16 protein-coding genes and 1 pseudogene are annotated in these 20,139 nt (G+C 44.8%); 10 read left to right on the forward strand and 7 right to left on the reverse strand.

Annotated features, from left to right (window positions below; all coding sequences use genetic code 11):
- Positions 1–96 precede the first annotated feature (96 nt).
- From ABLV04_RS01980 to ABLV04_RS01995, 4 genes are all read left to right on the forward strand, one after another.
- Positions 97–810: a hypothetical protein gene (locus ABLV04_RS01980; protein WP_348815286.1), complete on the forward strand. Its 714-nt coding sequence runs from the start codon at positions 97–99 to the stop codon at positions 808–810.
- A 34-nt stretch (positions 811–844) separates the two neighbouring features.
- Positions 845–1,330, forward strand: coding sequence for a hypothetical protein (locus tag ABLV04_RS01985; RefSeq protein WP_148412629.1), 486 nt, complete (start codon positions 845–847; stop codon positions 1,328–1,330).
- A 336-nt stretch (positions 1,331–1,666) separates the two neighbouring features.
- Positions 1,667–1,900 (forward strand): AlpA family phage regulatory protein, encoded by a 234-nt coding sequence (locus tag ABLV04_RS01990; RefSeq protein WP_049591334.1) that lies wholly within the window; start codon positions 1,667–1,669, stop codon positions 1,898–1,900.
- A gap of 192 nt (positions 1,901–2,092) precedes the next feature.
- The gene (locus ABLV04_RS01995; RefSeq protein ID WP_094354600.1) at positions 2,093–2,674 is read left to right on the forward strand and encodes an inovirus-type Gp2 protein; all 582 of its coding nucleotides are present in this window, start codon (positions 2,093–2,095) and stop codon (positions 2,672–2,674) included.
- A 33-nt stretch (positions 2,675–2,707) separates the two neighbouring features.
- On the opposite strand, the gene ABLV04_RS02000 is transcribed toward ABLV04_RS01995, so the two are convergent.
- On the reverse strand, positions 2,708–3,775 hold the full coding sequence (locus ABLV04_RS02000; protein WP_135715353.1) for an SH3 domain-containing protein: 1,068 nt from the start codon (positions 3,773–3,775) through the stop codon (positions 2,708–2,710).
- 419 nt (positions 3,776–4,194) lie between these two features.
- Here ABLV04_RS02000 and ABLV04_RS02005 point away from each other — a divergent pair, with 419 nt between their 5' ends.
- The 6 genes from ABLV04_RS02005 to ABLV04_RS02030 all read left to right on the forward strand — a co-directional run bounded on the left by ABLV04_RS02005 (position 4,195) and on the right by ABLV04_RS02030 (position 11,994).
- Positions 4,195–4,983, forward strand: coding sequence for a hypothetical protein (locus ABLV04_RS02005; protein WP_094354602.1), 789 nt, complete (start codon positions 4,195–4,197; stop codon positions 4,981–4,983).
- Positions 4,973–5,578, forward strand: a complete 606-nt coding sequence (locus tag ABLV04_RS02010; protein WP_117387333.1) for a hypothetical protein — start codon at positions 4,973–4,975, stop codon at positions 5,576–5,578. Before ABLV04_RS02005 ends, ABLV04_RS02010 begins: the two co-directional genes overlap by 11 nt.
- A gap of 7 nt (positions 5,579–5,585) precedes the next feature.
- A complete protein-coding gene (locus tag ABLV04_RS02015) occupies positions 5,586–9,002 on the forward strand; it encodes a UvrD-helicase domain-containing protein (RefSeq protein WP_094354604.1) in 3,417 nt (1,138 codons plus the stop codon).
- 93 nt (positions 9,003–9,095) lie between these two features.
- Entirely contained in the window at positions 9,096–10,259 is a 1,164-nt protein-coding gene (locus ABLV04_RS02020; protein WP_094354605.1) for a multiubiquitin domain-containing protein, read from the forward strand.
- Positions 10,259–11,668 carry a ThiF family adenylyltransferase gene (locus ABLV04_RS02025; RefSeq protein WP_094354606.1) on the forward strand — a complete coding sequence of 470 codons (1,410 nt, stop codon included), beginning with the start codon at positions 10,259–10,261 and terminating at the stop codon, positions 11,666–11,668. Before ABLV04_RS02020 ends, ABLV04_RS02025 begins: the two co-directional genes overlap by 1 nt.
- A 38-nt stretch (positions 11,669–11,706) precedes the next feature.
- Complete coding sequence (locus tag ABLV04_RS02030; protein WP_226484468.1) at positions 11,707–11,994, forward strand: DUF6527 family protein; 288 nt, start codon at positions 11,707–11,709, stop codon at positions 11,992–11,994.
- A 267-nt stretch (positions 11,995–12,261) separates the two neighbouring features.
- Here ABLV04_RS02030 and ABLV04_RS02035 read toward each other — a convergent pair.
- The 6 genes and pseudogenes from ABLV04_RS02035 to ABLV04_RS02060 all read right to left on the reverse strand — a co-directional run.
- Positions 12,262–12,386, reverse strand: a pseudogene (locus tag ABLV04_RS02035) (M48 family metallopeptidase); the annotation flags it as partial.
- A 143-nt stretch (positions 12,387–12,529) separates the two neighbouring features.
- Positions 12,530–15,445 (reverse strand): type I restriction endonuclease subunit R, encoded by a 2,916-nt coding sequence (locus ABLV04_RS02040; protein WP_094354608.1) that lies wholly within the window; start codon positions 15,443–15,445, stop codon positions 12,530–12,532.
- A 58-nt stretch (positions 15,446–15,503) separates the two neighbouring features.
- On the reverse strand, positions 15,504–16,739 hold the full coding sequence (locus tag ABLV04_RS02045) for a restriction endonuclease subunit S (protein ID WP_094354609.1): 1,236 nt from the start codon (positions 16,737–16,739) through the stop codon (positions 15,504–15,506).
- Positions 16,739–18,346 carry a type I restriction-modification system subunit M gene (locus ABLV04_RS02050; protein WP_094354610.1) on the reverse strand — a complete coding sequence of 536 codons (1,608 nt, stop codon included), beginning with the start codon at positions 18,344–18,346 and terminating at the stop codon, positions 16,739–16,741. The genes ABLV04_RS02045 and ABLV04_RS02050 overlap by 1 nt, the downstream gene beginning before the upstream one ends.
- A gap of 19 nt (positions 18,347–18,365) precedes the next feature.
- A complete protein-coding gene (locus tag ABLV04_RS02055) occupies positions 18,366–18,941 on the reverse strand; it encodes a restriction endonuclease subunit S (protein WP_094354611.1) in 576 nt (191 codons plus the stop codon).
- A gap of 43 nt (positions 18,942–18,984) precedes the next feature.
- A complete protein-coding gene (locus ABLV04_RS02060) occupies positions 18,985–19,995 on the reverse strand; it encodes a DUF4917 family protein (protein ID WP_094354612.1) in 1,011 nt (336 codons plus the stop codon).
- Positions 19,996–20,139 lie beyond the last annotated feature (144 nt).

The raw sequence follows: 20,139 nt of genomic DNA on the forward strand, positions 1-20,139 counted from the left end.
CGATTACTCCTGTAAAAAGATGCCGAGAGATTGATCTCTGGCTATTCACATGAGGTAATATAGGCATGAGACATTCTGGAATATATGGACTATTAGATGGCGAAGAATACAGGAACATGTAAAAACAAAAATTGTCACAGCCCTATATCAGAGCATGGAGATGCAAACACAAAGCGTTACTGCGAAAAACATTATGAATTATGCAAAGAAAAAACAAAGAAGATATTCGAATCACGCATTAGTAAAATAGCAGACAACTTCATATCATCTAAAAAACTTACAAAAGTGCAGAGGTTAATTGATAATAATAAAGTTAGAGAGGAGATCGTCAGAAAAAAAGTAAAATACGAATGGATATCACAGAGCATTAGAAGAAAAAGTAATTTCAACGATATACTGAAATCAAGGGAGTGGAAAAATACGCAGAAACTGATGAAAGGGAAAGTCATTTTGTGCAGCAAGAAAGAATTAAAAAAATACATTCAAAATGCGTGCCAGATATATTTACTGAAACTATTATACAGCAGGAAGTATCTTGATAAAAATAATACACACCAAAGATACATTATATCTCCAAAAGGCGAGGCAAACCCAATTATAACATTAAACCTCGAAGTTGCTTACTCATTCAATCCATTTTCTAATGTTAGCACAAGTAGCAATGATATTATTTTAATTCCTACGAGAATCAGGAAATCCTTCGCCCTAAAAAAAACGTTACTTAAAAACAAGCTTACCCACGCTAAAAATCACAGCCATAAAAACAACAATTCCATAAAAAAAAAGATATGGGTTTTACAGTATAATTAAATCTGAGAACACGCCTGCCGAAGTCGATGCATTTATGGATACCATGAGAGTCAAGTTAACGCCTCCATCTTCACCATTTATCCGATACCCACCATTTCTATACTGTAATATTGAAGACTTATTACCTCTATTCCATCTAGCACAAATGGAATATATAAGAATCCATAAAAAAGAAGAATCACATATCTTTATAAAATTAAAAAAGATGCCCACCATTAACTGGATTTACCTTGAGGCATTTGCACTAATAAGTTTTCATGCTTTGATGGCTAGAAATGGAAAAGATATATTAAAAAAAGCATCATCATGGATTAAAAATGAGTCTTCAAATGATATCCAACAATTTTACATAATTAAAAAGCAAATTGAAGAAGATTTTAAAAACACATTCAATGTAGATATGTCCGAACAACCTGAATTCATTAAGATTTATAATTCATGTTTCAGTGAAAATGTGGTCGAGCTCCACCCCACTTCAAAAACAATAATCTCGATAAGAAAAAACATATTTAAAAAATAATTTAATAACTCAAATAAACTTAATTTTTTATTTCTCATGATATTAAAAAGCAAAAAACACCTACTTTAGACCCTATGCTTTCTGGTTCAATGATGAAAGTGACTTTGATGCTAAAAAATTTACTAAGTCGCCTCCTTCATCATTGAAAAAAATAGATATCACTTAGCTTACTTGAGCTGGATGAAAGCATATTGATTACTAAGGGGTAATCGAAGCAGGGTAATGTCATGGCAGTAAATTTTTACATTCAACGTTATGGTATGAGAACGATGCCTGTTCACCTTCATTGACCACTGGCATCGTCTCCCGAATCCACTCACTACGGGAGCTTTTATCATGACAACAACAAATGAATTAGCAGAAAACAATAAAACGGACGTTACGTCATTACTGGATGACCAATTGGTGGACATGGTGTTCATCACGAGATTTACAGGAATGACGGATAAGTGGTTCTACCGGTTGATTTCTGAGGCACGCTTTCCTGCCCCCATCAAACTGGGCCGCAGCTCGCGTTGGCGTAAAAGCCAAGTTGAGGCGTGGCTGCTGGAAAGGATGAAACTCTCTTAGGATTAAACGGGTAAGAATAGGCTGTTCTACACGAGGAATGTAACGTGGCAGACAAACAAAAATTAATTTGGGTTTTTTAATTTAATTAATACTTAATCCCTCTATTAGATATTATCTATTCATCCGCTAACTCTTGGTTTATTACGCCATCAGAATAATTAATTCAGCCCACAACTAACGATGAGTCTGACTATGAACATCTCAGATAAATATACTCCCAACTATACTTCAGACTGGTTCCTGACATCACTTCTCAGAAATCATACCTGTGAAATGATAAATCGGTACGCCTGCCTACGGGCTTTACGTGTTGATTTATTTTACAAGTGTAATTCCTTCCGTTTTCAGAAATCTGATTGTCGACAACTGGAATATGACGTACGGGTTCTGATGCAGGAAATGATGAAAAAAAAAGGCGTTGTTGGGTATTTCTGGGTAATTGAATGGACAATGGATCATGGCTGGCATGCGCATGTAGCATTCTGGTTAGATGGCCACATAACACAAACCACCTGGCCAACGGCAGAAAAAGCGTCAGTCATTTGGAAATCGATAACCGAACAGGAAGGTGGCTTTCACTGGTGTAAATTCAAAGAAAACTACCAGGCCGATATCAATATCCCGGTTTGCTATAACGATCCATACAGTATTGAGAACATCCATCGGGTCCTCGGCTATCTGGCTAAAGAAGAGCAGAAAGACGGATTTTACCTCCATGGCTGCAATGATGTTCCTCCTCGCCCTACATCAGGACGTCCGCGAAAACCTCAATAACCTGCTTCTTCTCGGGTGTAATACACTCTGCAACTAATGCTGATGTAAAGGTAAGGTATAACGGCGGGACACCCAGCCCTGGATTGTCTCACCGTTATATTCAACTTCAACGGCCAGCCACTGACGATTTGATTTATCCGTAATTAGAAGAAGCGTATTCATCGGGAGCATTTCCAGTATCGCTGTACTCTCTGATGGCCCTGTGCGTAAATGTACGTTGTCTCTGGTTACCAGCCTGAAGTTTTTCAGATTCTCCCAGCGATTTTCTCCACTGACAATGTTCTGGATCTCTTTACGCGTCTGCCTTGAACTGCATTCGCCAACAATTGATTCAGGAAGGTGACATTTAACAATGTCCTTTACTATGTCATTGGCTATTCCGCCAACGATCGCTATAAGAAGCCACCGAATCAGGATCGCATTTATGGCCTTTCTGGCATAACCGGATAGCTTGCTAAGCCATATCTGAACGTTGGTTTTTTCAAGCGCTTGGTCTATTGGTAGTTGTAGCAGTTCCTGAGGCAGTTCAGGTAACGTTGCATTATCGGCTGAAGTATCAACGTCCGCGTCCGCATCAATGCTCAATCCGTAGCGTCTTGCGAGTAGCTCCCCAATACTCTCGTGGGTATTTAGCCCGAAATACCGTTGTTGCAGAATCTTTTCGACTGCGGAAGAACGGGAGTTCAGCAGCTCAGCAAAAGTATGGTGTTGAAGCGAACGAACCAGTTCTACTTGAGTATTAAGTGCACACCATGAAGTGGAGGCCTTAGTACTTCTCATCATAGCCGTTTGCCTGACGAAGCCATTTTCTAGAGCAAATGAACGGAATGTGTTGGCTATTTTCATCTGCTCAGTCATCAGTGACCTATTCAACGTTGTCGGCAGGATGCTGCTGGCCTGACGGTTAAGACGGGTAATAGCCTTAACGGTTTCGTTGACGGAGAGTTTCTGAATTTGTGCTGAAAATGCTGACCCAGAAACCATTTCCAGGTTCCTGAGTGTTTGCTGTAGCGGTTTTAGGGCCTCACAGGTCCTGAGCAGTGATGAAACCGACTGCTGTGTCTTTAAAAAAGACTGCAATTCTTCGTGTGTAAGGGACATAGCCACGGACCTTCTTTGATATTCCATGCAAATCCTACCATCAAAATGGTTTCCAGAGCCGCTGAATCCTCCCGATCATGTTGATTTTATGAAAAAACTCTGCATTTTTTACCAATAATCCTTAGCCCCAAGGGCGGACAGACCTCATTCTGATTCACCGTATTGCGCCCTCTTTATCTCAATAGTGCCCCTGTACATCTGTTTTCCTCTAAAAATTAATTTAGTGCATCAGACGACAACGACCTTTCAAAACCCCGGGGGAGATATAGGCTTTCGCGATCCATGAAAAATACGCAATAGACGAACATGCTAAGATCCCTCAATATGGACCATATCCCCTGTGCAGCGTCGGACCCACAGTGGTACTACGTAACATATCTGGATAACGTGTTTGTAACATAACGAAAAGTGAATCAGAGATGGTTATTCCGCTAAAAAAAAGTACAAAGGATGGAGAGCCCTACTACCGTCGCGATGAGATAGAAGCACTTCTGAAAGAACTGAATCCCCTCGCAGCGGATGACCTAGTTGCACGGCTCACATGTCCAGAGAACCCCGCTCCCTTTGAAGTATTAATGTATTACTTACGTCACAGTGACATCGGCCTGACAGAAAAATACTTAAAGCCCATCTTTATTGCTTTTCATAACCGACTCGAATCTGCACTGTGCAAACAAATTCCAGATTCGCGATATACCCAGGCAGATTCTATTCGCAATGAGATAACCGATCAGTTATACGAAATGATCGCACAGGATAGGAATTCTCAGAATGACAGAATGTACTACTGGGAAGTGAACTTTAACCATGCCCTAGAACGCTTTCGACAAGACGTACTCAGGCGTGTCGGTCCTGCCCGTGCAACGGATCCTCTCATCAACTATGACCCCTTGATGAGAGGAGATGAAGAAGAAATCAGTACCGAAGTTGAGTCTGCTGCTGAAAATTTCTTCAATTCAAACACTTCATTATTAGATAATGAATCTTTCCGGTTATGCCTGATGGATGCGATTAACAGGTTACCAGAAGATGAAAGACGTGTAGTTGGGTTATTCTTACAGGGTATGCAGACAGACTCTCTGGACCCGAAGGTAATGACGATTGCAAAAGCGTTAGCTTGCTCAGACAGAACCGTTCGTAACAGACTGAAGCGAGCTTATGAACGACTGCGAACCCAGCTGCAGACGGAGGGCTATTATGAAAGCTAAAAGCAAAGCGTCCAGAGAAGCCGTTTTACATGCGTTCTCAAAGGAAGCAAATCGCAATGAAGACACATTAGCGAACTACCTGGAATGCTATCCTGAATACCGGGAATCGATTATCGACTTGTCAGTAGAGCTACTGACAACACCCGCTTTTGAAAATTTATCAGATGAAGCGCACGCTGATGAAAGGGCCAAGAAGGCATGGTTAACATTTCAATCCATGCTGAACCCGGAGGATCCGGCTTCTGCAGCGACTCAAAGTACCATAAATCCTTTAGCCAGAATTGATGCTGGCAAATTCAAAGCGCTGGCGGTGCATTTAAATGTCTCACGCCGTTTCTTATCACGTTTGCGTGACAACGCGATTCAGGTAGAAACCATACCTAAGCAATTTCTTGAGTTACTTGCGCAGCAACTAAGAGTCTCTGTTGAAGTTTTACGAACAACTTTAACTGCGCCCTCAGCGATTGCGGCGGGACAACGTTTTAAGGCTTCGGGAAAACCCGTCGCGGGTCAAAAAGTTACTTTTGAGGACGCGTTAGCAACATCTGGGCTGACTGAGTCACAGCAGAATATATTAAGGACGATGAAGGATTAATTAAACAATGGATGCCATCGAATCCGCTCGACAAACAGCCGAAAGCCTACACCAGTCAGCGATGAATAGCGGATGCGATACCGGCGATCTGCTGAGTTACGTTCTGTATGAGGCAGGACGGCGAGATATTGAAGTTTATGCAGTGCCCGATAACGATCCTCAGCTTAATGGGGGACGGGCACTCTTTGACAGTCAGGCAGAAATGATCCTCTACGAGGACACAGGGAGTGTCTTCGAAAAAGCATTCTTGATTGCTCATGAAATCGGCCACCTGGTACTTGAAGGCCCGACTGAGGACAATTTTACAAACTATATTGAATATGACCGGGCTTCTGAGGCTCATGCTGCCAGCGCTGAAAGTATGGTTGATTATGGCAGTCGTGAGCGCCGAGAAGTCATTATGGATTTGTTTGCTCGAGAACTTTTACTTCCCCGCTACCTGATGAGACATCTGCATGTCGATGAACACATGTCTTCACCCGATATAGCAGAGGCATTTCAGGCACCTTTGAATGTTGTTCAGCAACAACTTATTGATGCACTTTTACTTCCGCACAATAACTCAGGATCTAATGGTGGTTCTAGCCATCACTCGCTGGTTAAACCGGATGATTCGCAACGAATTGCTGCATCACATCGTGGCAGTCCCTTCTTGCTCCAGGCGGGTCCCGGAACGGGCAAGACCCGGGCATTGGTACATCGCGTAGAATCTTTGCTTGATGAAGGCGTAAATCCTGGAACTATCCTGATACTTACGTTTTCTAACAAAGCGGCCGGAGAGCTAAGGGACCGTATATCCGTTAAGTACCCAAAAGCGATCGCAACATTATGGATTGGTACTTTCCATTCTTTCGGCTTAGATGTGATACACCGTTTCCATGATCGCCTCGGATTGACCGAAAGACCCAAACTGATTTCACGTGATGAAGCGATAGAGTTGCTTGAAGAGCGACTTGCATCGCTGAACCTTAAGCACTTCCGCAATCTTTATGATCCTACGCTGGATCTGAACGACATGTTGTCGGCAATCTCGCGGGCTAAAGATGAGGTAGTCAGTGCCACTGAATACACATCACTGGCAGAGGCTATGCTGGCTTCTGCGGTAGATGACGCCCAAACAGTGCAGGCTGAAAAATGTCTGGATGTTGCACATCTGTATCAGGCCTATGAATTATTACTGAAGCAAAACAACAGTATTGATTTTGGCGATCTTGTTTCTCTTCCTGTGAGACTGGCAGAAGCAGATGCAGAAGTCAGGCGATCGCTTTCATTGCGCCATCAACATATTCTGGTCGACGAATATCAGGACGTTAACCGAGCCTCTGTTCGCTTACTTAAAGCTATATCAGGTGACAGCAAGCAACTTTGGGTTGTTGGTGATGCCAGACAATCGATCTACCGGTTCCGGGGGGCATCATCGACGAACATAGGAAGATTCCCATCTGATTTCGATGGCGCAACAATAAAAAAACTTGATATTAATTACCGCTCTGCAGGTGAAATTGTTGACCTTTATCGCCGCTTTTCTGAAAGCATGAAGGCGTCGGAAGGGGCATTGCCGCTCAATCTCAAGGCAAACCGAGGTAATCTGGGAAAATCCCCGGAACTGAAAATAGCGACGACCACAGATGACGAAATTTCATTGATTGCGGCAGCAATTAAAGAGAAGTATGCAGAGGGCGTTGGTTATAACGAGCAGGCTATACTTTGCACATCAAATAAGCGTCTCAGTGAAATCGCATCCCGGCTTGAAAGGCTGGAAATACCGGTTTTGTATCTGGGAAGTGTGTTTGAACGCAATGAAATAAAAGACTTACTTTCACTATTGTCGCTAATCACTGATAAACGTGCAACGGGGCTCATTCGTGCTGCAACAATTCCAGGTTATGAGATGCATTTGGAATTCGTGCTCGGAATACAAAAGCGCCTTAAGGAAGTTGATTGTCCGCCTCAAAACTGGGCGTCGTTGATAAACGAAGACGACATGCTTGATGAAGAATCGGCTAAATCATTCACGCACCTTTCACGGATTATCGGTGAGTTTCAGCCCCATACCGCCCCTTGGGCAGTACTGACAAGTCTGGTTATTGATCATCTGGGATGGGCAAGGCAAATTTACCAGGCCGGTGATATACAAAGCCAAATGAAAGGTATCGCGATATGGCAACTCCTTAATTTTGCCCGCGTGTACATAAGAGGTAGCGGTCTCCCGGTTGATCGGATGTTATCACGGATCCGACGTGTCATTTTGTTGTCTGAAGACCGTGAAATGAGGCAATTACCCCAGTCAGCGTTCGGCATAAGTGGTGTGAGATTAATGACCATACATGCCAGTAAGGGACTGGAGTTCCGGATAGTTCATCTTCCGGGGATGATTGCTGGTGCATTACCCGGTCCTAACAAACCGTCTCGATGCATTCCACCCGATGGTTTGATTAACGGTTCTCAGGGACTAACCGGTCTTGAGGCGATAAAGATGGGTCATGATGAAGAGGAAGAATGTAAATTCTTTGTCGCGACCTCACGTGCACAAGAAGGTTTGTTGCTATACGCGTCGTCTGTTCAGGCGAACGGTAAAAATCGAAATCGTTCAGTGTTTATTGACCGTATAGCATCTTCCATTATTACCAGGGAGGCATCTCCCCGGGTCCCTCTCCCTGACACCGTGCCTGAGCGCCTGGCGCTCAGTAAAGGCGCGTTTTTTCTGACTGATAAGCAAATTAGTTTGTACGACAGGTGTCCACGGCGTTTTCTCTACACCCACATGCTGGGTTTATCAGGGAAACGTAATGAAAGTGGCTTTATGAAGATGCACAGTGCCATTTATGAGATTTTAGACTGGCTTAAAGATAATTATAGTATTGCTACACCAGATACGAAGGTGCTCGAAGCTCAGTTTGCAGAATCCTGGCTTAGGAAAGGGCCGGTGGATCATAGCTATAAGGATGAGTATTTACGTATAGCGCAGCGTTTTGTTCAGTTTCTTCTGGAGACACGTCAGGGGCGTAAGCTTGTGAAGCCAGAGGAATTACTCCTGCCCTTTCCGGGGGGAACGATCACCGTACTGCCTGATGAGGTTACGCTGGACGAGGATGGGACCTATTGCATTCGCCATATTAAAACAGGCAAAAAGCGGGGTGATGAATTTGATCTCATCGAATATACGATCCTCTCCGAGGCAGCTAAACGCCATTACGGCAAAGGGACCCGGGTGGAAGCTGTGCATCTAGCCGGTGAGACTCAGGAAACGGTCACAGTGAGCGCGGCTAAGCAAAAAACACGTCTGGATAAAGTAAGAACTTTTATCAACGCTATCACCTTCGGGTCCTTCCCATCAACTTCTGATAGCCGCACATGCCCACAATGCCCGAACTTTTTTGTCTGTGGCAAAATCCCGGCAGGAAATTCAGGTAAAAAAAATTAATTTTGCTTTCCGGTTGAGAAATTTCCATCGATTAACCTCTTGAACGGCTATGAAACCGCATGGTGCGGTTGGCCATCAAGAGGACTGTTTAATATGAACGATGTAAATTCTCCAGAGCAGGCGCTCGTTGAGCGTGAAGATATTGCACTCTCTCGCCGCAAAGGACGCCCGTTACGCCCGGCTAAACATTATCTGATCGAAGTTCTTGACGTTATCGGTCACGGTTCTGTCATCGAAATTACTGATCCTGTCCCGACAGGGCGTCAGATTTTGACTGCCGCAGGTAAAAACCCGGCAGAACAATTTATGCTTCTCATGGTGGATGAGAAAGGTGTTCTTAAGGAAGTAAACCTTGATGAACAAGTTGATGTGTACAATCAGGGTGTTGAGCAATTTATTGCCTTCGAGAGCGATCGCCTTTTCTATGTTTCGCTTAATGGTCAGCGTTTTCCCTGGGGGCTCAGTTATATTCAGGAAAATGTTCTGCGTAAAATCGGGAAAGTACCTGCCAATTACTCGATCTGGCTGGAACGCCAGAGCCGACCGGATGAGTGTCTTGAAGATGGACAAAGTGTGAACCTTGACGAACCGGGCCTAGAGAAACTGTATACCCGGGTTAAGAGCTGGCAGCTTAACGTTCAAGGCGTCATGGTCAACTCAGAACAGCCAACAATTATCGCCAGAGATGCACTCGAGGCAGCAGGCTTTAATCCTGCTAAGGGCTGGATTTTAGTTCTCAAGGTACGAGGAGAACCAAAACAGGTCATCAATATGGATGATGTTATCGATCTGAGAACCCCGGGTATTGAAAAACTGCGCCTCACTCCGGCAGAAATTAATAATGGTGAACAACCCGCAGCGCGCTACCAGGAATTCGCATTACTTGAAAAAGATACTGCTTATCTGTGCCAGCAGAACTATGAGTGGGAAACTCGCGTTGCCGGCGCCCGTCGCTGGCTTATCATCCATGGCTACCCCCTTCCAGGGGGGTATAACCACAATCAAATCGATTTGGCTGTCGACATTCCGGGAACTTATCCGGACGCGCAGTTAGACATGTTCTACGTCTTCCCGGCGCTTACATTAGCCAATGGGAAAGGTATCAGCCAGACCCAGTGTCAGGAAAATATTCTCGGCAAAAGCTATCAGCGTTGGAGCCGTCATCTGAATGGTTCCACGCGCTGGGATCCCCTGAAGGATAGTGTGACGACCCATCTTGCTGTAGTGGAAGAATCAATTCTGCGGGAGGTGGAATAATGAACGGCGTACATCATGATGCCCACGTCAGGCTCGCTCTGAGCGAAAAACATCACAAGATACTTCGTAAACATCTGTTTCCCGGCGATGGCCTTGAAGCCGCAGCTATTATACTGTGTTCACAAAGTTCAGCCTCTCGATATGTGGTCAAAGATATATTGCCGGTGGATTATTCCGCGTGTCGCAGTCGAACCAAAGACTTCATTAGCTGGCCTGGCGCCAGTATTGAAAATGCAATCGATATGGCTGAAGCAGACAATCTGTCAATCGTGTTAGTGCACTCACACCCAGGAGGGATGCTGGCATTTTCGGATATGGATGACGACAGTGACCGTAATGTCATACCCGCCTTATTTGAAGCCATTGAATCCTCAGATGTTCTTCACGGCTCTGCCATTATGACGCCTGACGGAGCGATTCGTGCACGATTGTATAGCCGCCAGCTGGATATGATCCCCGTTAATTCAGTGCATTGTGCAGGTGATGAGCTGATGTTATGGCAACTAACAGATTCAGATAGCGTACGGCCACATCCCATGGCCTTTTCAGCGCAAATGGGGATAGATCTGAAGTCTCTCACAGCCTGTGTGGTCGGTGTGTCAGGCACAGGCTCTATCGTCGTTGAGCAATTGGCTCGCCTTGGAGTCGGGCGGCTCATCCTGATCGACTTTGATGAAATTGAATATAAAAATCTCAATCGTATTATTAATTCCACGATGGAAGACGCGCGCAGTCATACTGCAAAAGTCATCAGTATTGCTAATGCACTGAACACATATCGCGACGACCTTGAAGTGGTTACCGTTAAAGCTAGTCTGGCAACGCGTGAAGGGATTATTTCAGCCGGTATGGCTGATGTCATGTTCTGCTGTGTGGACAGTTTTGAAGGTCGACATATGTGCGATCGCGTCGCCGCGGCATTCCTTCAGCCGTTGTTTGATGTTGCCGTTACCATTCCCACTCGACAGACTGAAAGTGGCGTGACAATTGGAGATGTATGCGGCCGTGTAGATTATGTGAAGCCAGGTGGAAGTACACTTGCCGACAGAGGGGTCTATACACCGGAAACATTGCGCAGAGAATACCTTCAGAAGGTCGCTCCAGATATACTTGATGAGCAAGTTGCCGAGGGTTATATCAAAGGTATCGCTGATGAGGCGCCATCAGTCATAACGCTGAACATGCGTGCTGCTAGCGACTGTGTTATGGAGTTTATTGCCCGTAAGTATCCATTCCGTCATGACCCAAATAGCAAACGAGCGCGATCGGTTTTCTCGCTTGCGGCCAGCGATGAAGATTTCATGAGTGAATCAGACTTTGCGTGTGCGCCGAATCCTCATCTTGGACGCGGACTCATTGAGCCTCTGATGGGCATGCCATGTTTTAACAACAAGGAGATGGGAAAATGAGGTGGCCACGGTGGATTTTGGAACTGAAAGAATTCATGATGCCTCCCCGGCGGGTTCTTATAATAGAGGGGGACACCCCTCCGTTAAAACTTCCATGGCGCGATATAGTCCTGGCGAGGGAAGGGGATGAGGACTGGGCCGTAGCATTTCGCTGCCCTTGCGGGTGTGGCAAGCGGCTTGAATTGCTACTGCTAAAGGAAGCTAAACCTCACTGGTCAATCATGATTGACCAAAAAAACATTCCGACGCTTCATCCTTCAGTCTGGTTAAGAAATGACTGTAAATCTCATTTTTGGTTGCGAAAGGGAAAAGTCAAATGGGTTTGAGTGATATGAATTATGAAATGGTCTGGACTAACCCGGACAGGACAGTAATGAGACAAGTCGTCAGACCCTTCTTGAGTCACTCGCATCGGTGAGAAGATACCTCGCATGAAGGCGCTTCCGGCAACCGACGGGTCCAAGGCAGGACACAAAAGGTCTATCGCTGTGTGAGTCAGGATGCGGGAAGGTCTTCACTGCATCAGTAATCACGCCAATCGGGTTAAACGGCAAACTGAGTGGTGGTAAAGACTGACACCGGCATTATTACTGTCACTGTGGAACATCACCCCGGCTGGTTTCCGGCATAATTTGTCCTATCAGACGGTAAAAACTCTACTATGGTTGTGTTCTGCAATATGACACAGCTCATGCTGGATGACGTAATCAATGCACTCACGCGGTGATTAATTGTCATAATTCCATCAAGTTAAGATGAACCTCATTGCTCCGAAACGCTTGATAAACTCACCCATTAATACATTAATTTTTATATATAAAACGCGAATGAAAGGAGCACCTACCAGCCAGTCATTTCAAATTAAAACCCGCGCATCCCATTGATAAACGTTTCAATCACATCGCGCACACGGTCGTAGACACGTGCCCGCACGTTCTTGCGTTCCAGAATCTTCGGCGTCCAGGTTAGCGTTTCTGCCACTTCATCCTCTCGCGGCATCACGTCGGTAAAGAGGTAATTATCCAGTAAGCCGGTCAGTTTGATGGAATCGAGTCGCTCTTCGCTACACAAGGCTGCCAGCGCCTTACCTTTTTCCTGTTCGACATAGGCTTCAAACACCTGAGTGATATCTTCGTCATGCGAGGCATGCAGCAAGTTTTTTTCAATAAAGTTATCGATAAGCTCACGTTTACTGCGCAACGTGACGTCGCTATCGACAATATCCATGATCTTTTTCTTCTGCTCCTGCTGCTCTTTTGGCGGCATCGCCTGTATGCCCGCTAGCAGGCGCAGAATGTAACCAACGTTAATTTCGTCGCGATGAATCAGCGAGACTTCAAAATCCACGTCTTCAAGAATCGAGACTTTCTCTTTGCTGGAGTGCTTTTTCACCTTGTCGTGAATATCGAGGTACTTACTGGTGAAATCTGCCAGCGTCTGGTCCGACAGCGGTTTCGCCGCATCATCAAAGTCGGCAAAACTTTCGAGGATGTTTTTCAAACGCATCACATCACGGAACGCCGTTACAAACGCCAGTTGTGCTTCTTCATCCGGTAAATCGTCCACGCTTTCCACCGTTGGCGTCAGCGTTAACAAGCGATCGACAGCGTCCTGATAATCCCCGAAGTACTCGTCAAAGGGTTTGACCAGGACGGTAGAAGAGGCATCTTTATTCGAGAACAAAGCAATAGCATCGTCGGTGGCTTTCTTCAGATTACGGAAGCAGACAATATTCCCGTGGGTTTTCTTTTCGTTAAGGATGCGGTTAGTGCGGGAAAACGCCTGTACCAGGCCGTGAAAACGCAGATTTTTATCAACATACAGCGTGTTCAGCGCCGGGCTGTCGAAACCGGTGAGGAACATATTCACTACCAGAAGAATATCGATGCCTTTCTCTTTGGTGCGCTGGGCAATATTTTTGTAGTAATTGTAGAAGCTCTTAGAATCATTGGCCGAGTAGCTGGTGCCATACAGCTCGTTATAATCCTCGATAAAACTATCCAGATGATCGCGACTCGAGGTGTCAACTTTCGCCCCCTGCGGCAGGCTGATATCCTCTTCATCCAATAGACCGTTTACCGTCTCTTTATCACTTTTGTCCGCTTCATTGGCAGCGTAGGTGAAGATGGTGGCAATCTTTAACGGCTTGTAGTTGGCATCCGCCGCCTGCAGTGCGGCCTGTTTTTCTTTAAAGAGTTTGTAGTAGGTGATCAGCATATCGACTGATCCGACGCAGAACATCGCGGTGAACTCGCGATTGCGAGTCTTGGCGTTATGGTGGGCAAGGATGTAGTCGGTCACTTTGCCCAACCGAATGTCGCTTTCCATCACCTCTTTGGTGTCGATATCCTCCACATCGATATCGATCTCATTGTTGCTTTCTTTGCGCTTGTAAGTACCGACATATTCCACGGCAAAGCGCAGAACGTTTTCATCCCGGATGGCGTCGACAATCACGTATTTATGCAGGCATTTATCGAACAACAGTTCGGTGGTCTGCTTGACACCATTGGTGATATTGACGTTATCGGCAAAGATTGGCGTCCCGGTAAAACCAAACAGCTGCGCGTTCTCGAAGAAGTTCACGATCGCTTTATGCGTATCACCGAACTGGCTGCGGTGGCATTCATCGAAGATAAAGACGATGCGCTCTTTGCGCAGGTGAGCGAGCTGCGCTTTGTAACCTTCATGGGTGATGGCGTTATTCAGCTTCTGAATAGTTGTCAGGGTCAGTTTGGAGCTGCTTTGTTTGAGATGTTTTATGAGCGTACTGGTGTTGTTGGTAGTGTCCACGCTGTCTTTAGCAAAGCCGTTGAACTCTTTCGCCGTCTGATAATCCAGATCCCGGCGATCAACCACAAAAATGACCCGATCCACTTCCGGCATTTCCATGATCACCTGGCTGGCTTTGAACGAGGTCAGCGTTTTACCGGAGCCAGTGGTGTGCCAGATATAGCCGTTCTCCGGACGTCCCTGCTTGTGGAGATTATCCTTCACATGGCGGATCATCGCCTCACAGGCATAAAACTGGTAAGGGCGCATCACCATCAGGCACTTACGGGTTTCATTCAGCACCGTGTAGTGGGTGATCATTTTGGCGATGTGACAGACTTTCAGAAATGCGTCGGTGAATTTCTCCAGCGCTTTGAGCGGGTTATTCTTTTCATCGGTCCAGAAGAAGGTCTGCTCGAAGTGGTTGGCGCGGTTGTTGGCGTAGTACTTGGTGTCCACGCCGTTGCTGATAATAAAGATCTGCACATACTGGAACAGGCCGCTGCCTACCCAGAAGGCATCCCGATGGTAACGATCGATCTGGTTAAAGGCCTCTTTCAGCCCCAGGCCGCGACGCTTAAGTTCGATCTGCACCAGCGGCAAGCCGTTAATCAGCAGCGTGACGTCGAAGCGGGTTTTGCGTGTGTTTTGCTCGGCATTGAATTGCTTCACCTGGCTCGTCACCTGAAACTCGTTCTGGCACCACTCCTCTTTATTGATAAAGTTGAGCCACTTCTCGGAGCCGTCATCACGCAATAACTGATAGCGATCGCGCAGGATCTTAGCGCGATCGATGACTTCATTACCTTTTGTCAGGTGCAAGAAAATACGGTTAAATTCGCCGTCGGTGAGTGGCGCAGATTCCAGTCGGTTATGGATTTCAATCTGCTTTCGCAGATTGGCTTTCATACTGGTTTCGTCGGTGACATTCACCCGTTCGTAGTGCATGCCCACCAGCTGTTCCACCAGCTGCGTTTCTAACTCGTATTCGCTTTGCGTTGCCATCAGTGTGTAGTGCCTTTAAATATTGTGCAGGCCCGGAGTACTTCGGGCCGGATTATTTTTATACAAACATTTGCTGGAGCAGGCCTTGCTTCCAGGATTTTAACTTGTCCAGCTCTGCTTTTTTGGTAGTGATTTTATCGTCCATTGCAGAGAGAAGATTGGCAATTTTGGTTTGCTCTTCCAAGGACGGGCACATAAATTTTGTTTTCTTAGCATTCTCTATCGTATAGGTCCCAACAGTTGTAATTGCAGCATGATCAACGATCTGTCTGAGAACTTTTGGACTATTAAACACATGGTAGAAAAAATCCGAACTTATTTCATTATTTTTCTTGAACCATAAGACATTTCCATCCTTAAAATAGAATGGGTTATCATTTTTAACTTGATAAATCACACCTAATGTTCCAACCCCGCTAACCAGAAAATCACCGACAGCGGGAACTCCATATTTATCTTTTAAGTAAGTATAATTATCTTCAGTTATGAATATTTCACTTTTAAACTTCTTTTTCTTAGATAGGCTTACAAGCTCTCTTGTTCTATAAAATGGAACTCCTTCATTTACCCAATCATCCTGTAAAACTCGTTTACTAGATCCAATAGTGAAGAAGTCGGAGAATATCCTCATAGTCCATTTTGGAAAACCCCTTCCATTTTTATCCTTAAATCGCACTTCCTGACTAAATATCTTTTGCATCAAACCTTTTTTGTACTGGCATAGCAGTTCGTACTGCTTGTTCAGTAGCGCCATTTTTTCATCAACAGAGGATAAGAAATTAGCAATTTTTTCTTGCTCTCTAATTTCAGGAAAAAATGCAGTGACCTTCCCAAGAGAATCCTGCCCAATGTTATACCTTGTACTACCACCACTTCTTTGAGTTATATCCTTTCTCAAAGCATCAGTTTTCAACTGAAAATTTAAAAAGGTACTATTTATATTAATTAATGGTCTGGCTCTAATCACAAACCCGCCAAACAAAACTGTTTCGGAGTCAGCGTACACGTTAGCTTGTCCAACTTCATCTCTAGTTTCTGAACTCCTTTGAAAAACAATATCCCCTTGCCTTACTTGATAGGCGGATATTTGTTCATTTGTTGCTTCCACGCTTTCTTGAATAACATCAAAAGTTATTTTTTCATTATTAATGATATCCAAAACATTAATAAACTTAATGCCTTTACCATACATCTCCTTGCTGGCATTAAGTCCATTCTTAAATGAAAAAACATTTTCTAACTTTTTAACTGCCCAGTTTTTATTAAATCCTTCGAAACGCAGCTTCGGCACCATCACTTATTTCCCTCCACCACTGCAAACGGCGCGTCAATCCCCAGCTCCTTACAGAACCCGGCAATGGTCTTATCAATCTCTGCCACTTTCCCTTCCAGATCGCGGATTTCCTGCGCCACGGCGTTGAGGTTAATCTCTTCTTCCGCTTCAAAAGTATCAACATAGCGCGGGATATTGAGGTTGTAATCGTTATTACGGATTTCCTCTAGGCTCGCGATATGGCTGTACTTTTCTACCGCTTTCCAGTCGTTATAAGTATCAGCAATCTTGTCGATATGTTCCGGCAGCAGGCGATTCTGGGTTTTCACCTTCTCAAAGTCATTACTGGCGTCGATAAACAGAATGCTGTCGTTGTGCTTACGGCATTTACGCAACACCAACACACAAGTCGGAATACTGGTACCGTAGAAAATATTGGCAGGAAGGCCGATCACCGCATCAATGCAATTCAGCTTCTCAATCATAAACTGACGTATATGGCCTTCGGCGGCTCCCCGGAACAGCACGCCATGTGGTAGAACCACCGCCATGGTGCCGTCATCTTCCAGATGATGGAACATATGCTGTACAAACGCCATATCTGCTTTGCTCGACGGCGCCAGTTTGCCGTATTGAGCAAAACGGTCATCGTTCATAAATAGCGGACTAGCGCTCCACTTGGCGGAGAACGGTGGGTTGGCGACGATGGCGTCAAACTTCAGATGCGTATGCTGCGGGTGCTCCAACGTATCTTCCTGAATGATCTCAAAATCTGCATAGTGAACCCCGTGCAGAATCATGTTCATACGCGCCAGGTTATAGGTAGTACGGTTCATCTCCTGACCGTAAATTTTACCCACCGACGAGGCTTCGCGTTTCACGCGTAATAACAAAGAGCCAGAGCCACAGGTCGGGTCATATACGTTTTTCAGCTTCAGCTTGTGGGTGGTTACGATTTTAGCCAACAGGGTGGAAACCGGCTGCGGGGTGTAAAATTCACCAGCTTTCTTACCTGCGCCTGAGGCGAACTGGCCGATCAGGTACTCGTAGGCATCACCCAGAATATCGGAACTTGCTTCGCTCAGGTTAAAGCTCAGTTTATCGAGTTCAGTGACGACTTTGCCGATCAATTCGTTTTTCGCTTTCGCAGTGTTACCAAGCTTACTGGAACCTAAGTCTAGATCTTCAAACAGGTTGCTGAAGTCATCCGCGGAGTCGGTACCCAGCGTGCTCTGTTCAATGCTGCGTAGGGTAGTGGCAAGGTCTTCCAGAATAAAACCGGCACCTGTGCCTTTGGGGTCTTTAGCCACGCGTTCTGCCATGGTGTGGAACAAATCCGTTGGTGGCAGGAAATAGCCTAAGGTCTGGATACTGTCCTCTTTTACCGCATCAACGATGTCCTGATACGCCGGATGTTCTGCAGTCAGTTCATTGTACTGAATACCATCTTCCGCCAGGATTTTGTTCGCATACGTGACAAATTTTTCTGACAGGTATTTATAGAAGATAAAGCCTAGGCAGTAGTCGCGGAATTCATCGGCATTCATCTTACCGCGCAGGGTATCGGCGATATTCCACAAGCGGCCTTGCAGTTCACTTAAATTTTGCGCTTCAATCTGAGGAGACATAAAAAACCTTAATCATTGATTATTTTGATAAATCTTCTATTTTGGCAAAATAATATTGTTGCTTTAATTTCATCAAGTTGTACTCGTAGTAATCTTTCATCCTGAGATGAAGATACAGCTCACCTATCGCTTGTTGCTTTTTTAGTCCAGGTAAATCGAGTTCAAATTGACGAACCATTTGCAGAGTTAACTTAGGTACAGTAGACCCCTGTAGAACAAATGATTTTTGTTGGGCTATGGCTTTGCTCTCATTGAAATGCCAAATCCAAAACAATGGAGAGACTCTGCTAACATCCAACTCGACCTTAACAAAGTTATTGCCCAATATTCGCCCTGCATGCTTCTGCTGAACAAGAACAGCTTTAGCGTTCGCTAAGTTAATAATGACATCATTTTCTCTTGTCACTTTTAGTAACGACGTACTCTTAACCACCTGTTCTTTATCAGAAACTATCACTTCAGGTTGCCAGTCATCGATCTGATGCAACTGTGCTGTATAAAAGCGATACGCTTTACCTGATTCTTCTGACTCTATGCGTGACAGGTTTACTCCGGGGATAAAATTTGCAATGTCGCTATAGACGATTTTTCCCATTTTTATCCTCGTAAAATCGGGGGCTACGCCCCCTTTAGCTTAGTTAATGGCACCAGCAGTTGGCGCTTTCACTGTCGAAAAACTCGACAAGCAAATCTTCACCAAACACCGCTTTTAATTTCCCTTCAATTGCATCACAGCCAGAGGTATCAGTGCCGTACACTGAAACCGCCACCCTTGATGGACGACTTTTTTTAAGTGCATCGAGTATATGGCTGTCATTTTCCCCCATACTCCATCCATAGATCACAATACTTTCCTTTTTCTCTGGTAGTACTTCACGGTAGACAGTGTCAAGATAACGGCTACGAGCTATCGCACTTAGTTTTTGCTTACTTGTCCCTTCAGAAACAAAAACTGGCGAAACTGTTGCAGAACTCCATTGCTGAGAAATTTGTTGGAGATAATTTCCGTCACCACGAGGGTTAGTATGTAATTTGGACTCTTGACCACTGAAGTCTTGGGCCAAAATCAAAGAACCATGTGGGTAGAAGACTAAGCTTGTCGTCTTGTAACCTTTATCGCGATCCTTCCAATGTAAGTCTCTAAATTCACTCCAATCAAACTGTTCATTAAACAAACGGTTGATGAAGCAATCCTTTAATTTTCCAGTAGTTGTATCCTCAAGCAAAGATGCCCAGTACACAATAAGATCGTAATTCAGGGATAAAACCGTCTTGAATTTGCCTATAAAAGAACGAATTTTAACTAGCACATCCGATATCTCATGATGCTCAGGATGATTTTGGCTCACACATTGAATCAACAGATTTCTAAGTAACTTATACCCCTCAGTCGTTGCATTCTCAGGCACATCGAGCTGTTGGTTTACTTGAGTTGCAATCCACAGACGATGCAGAATCAACTCAAAATCTTGCGTATCAAATAGTTCGAACAAGGCTGTCAGCTGCCCATCTGAACTGAGCTCGGTCAACTTCTGACATAAGCTACGATAGGCAAAATCGCTATTAACAGCGATACTTGCACCATTCCCCAAAAGTAAAGTATCATCGTAATTGGCCTTGATATCGGCCCATTGTTTAATTGTCACCATGTTTCAACCCTCGCTTTCATATTTTAGATTTGTGGGTATTCCGCCAAGAACTCACCCACTCATGTTCAAATCAGTAATTTTTAAAAATTACCGAATCTGAAGCTGAGGCCATTAAACAATGAGGTTGTGTTGCTGTCAATTCTT

Origin of the sequence: Klebsiella sp. JN_Kp127, assembly GCF_040062505.1 — a bacterium.
GTDB lineage: Bacteria > Pseudomonadota > Gammaproteobacteria > Enterobacterales > Enterobacteriaceae > Klebsiella > Klebsiella quasipneumoniae.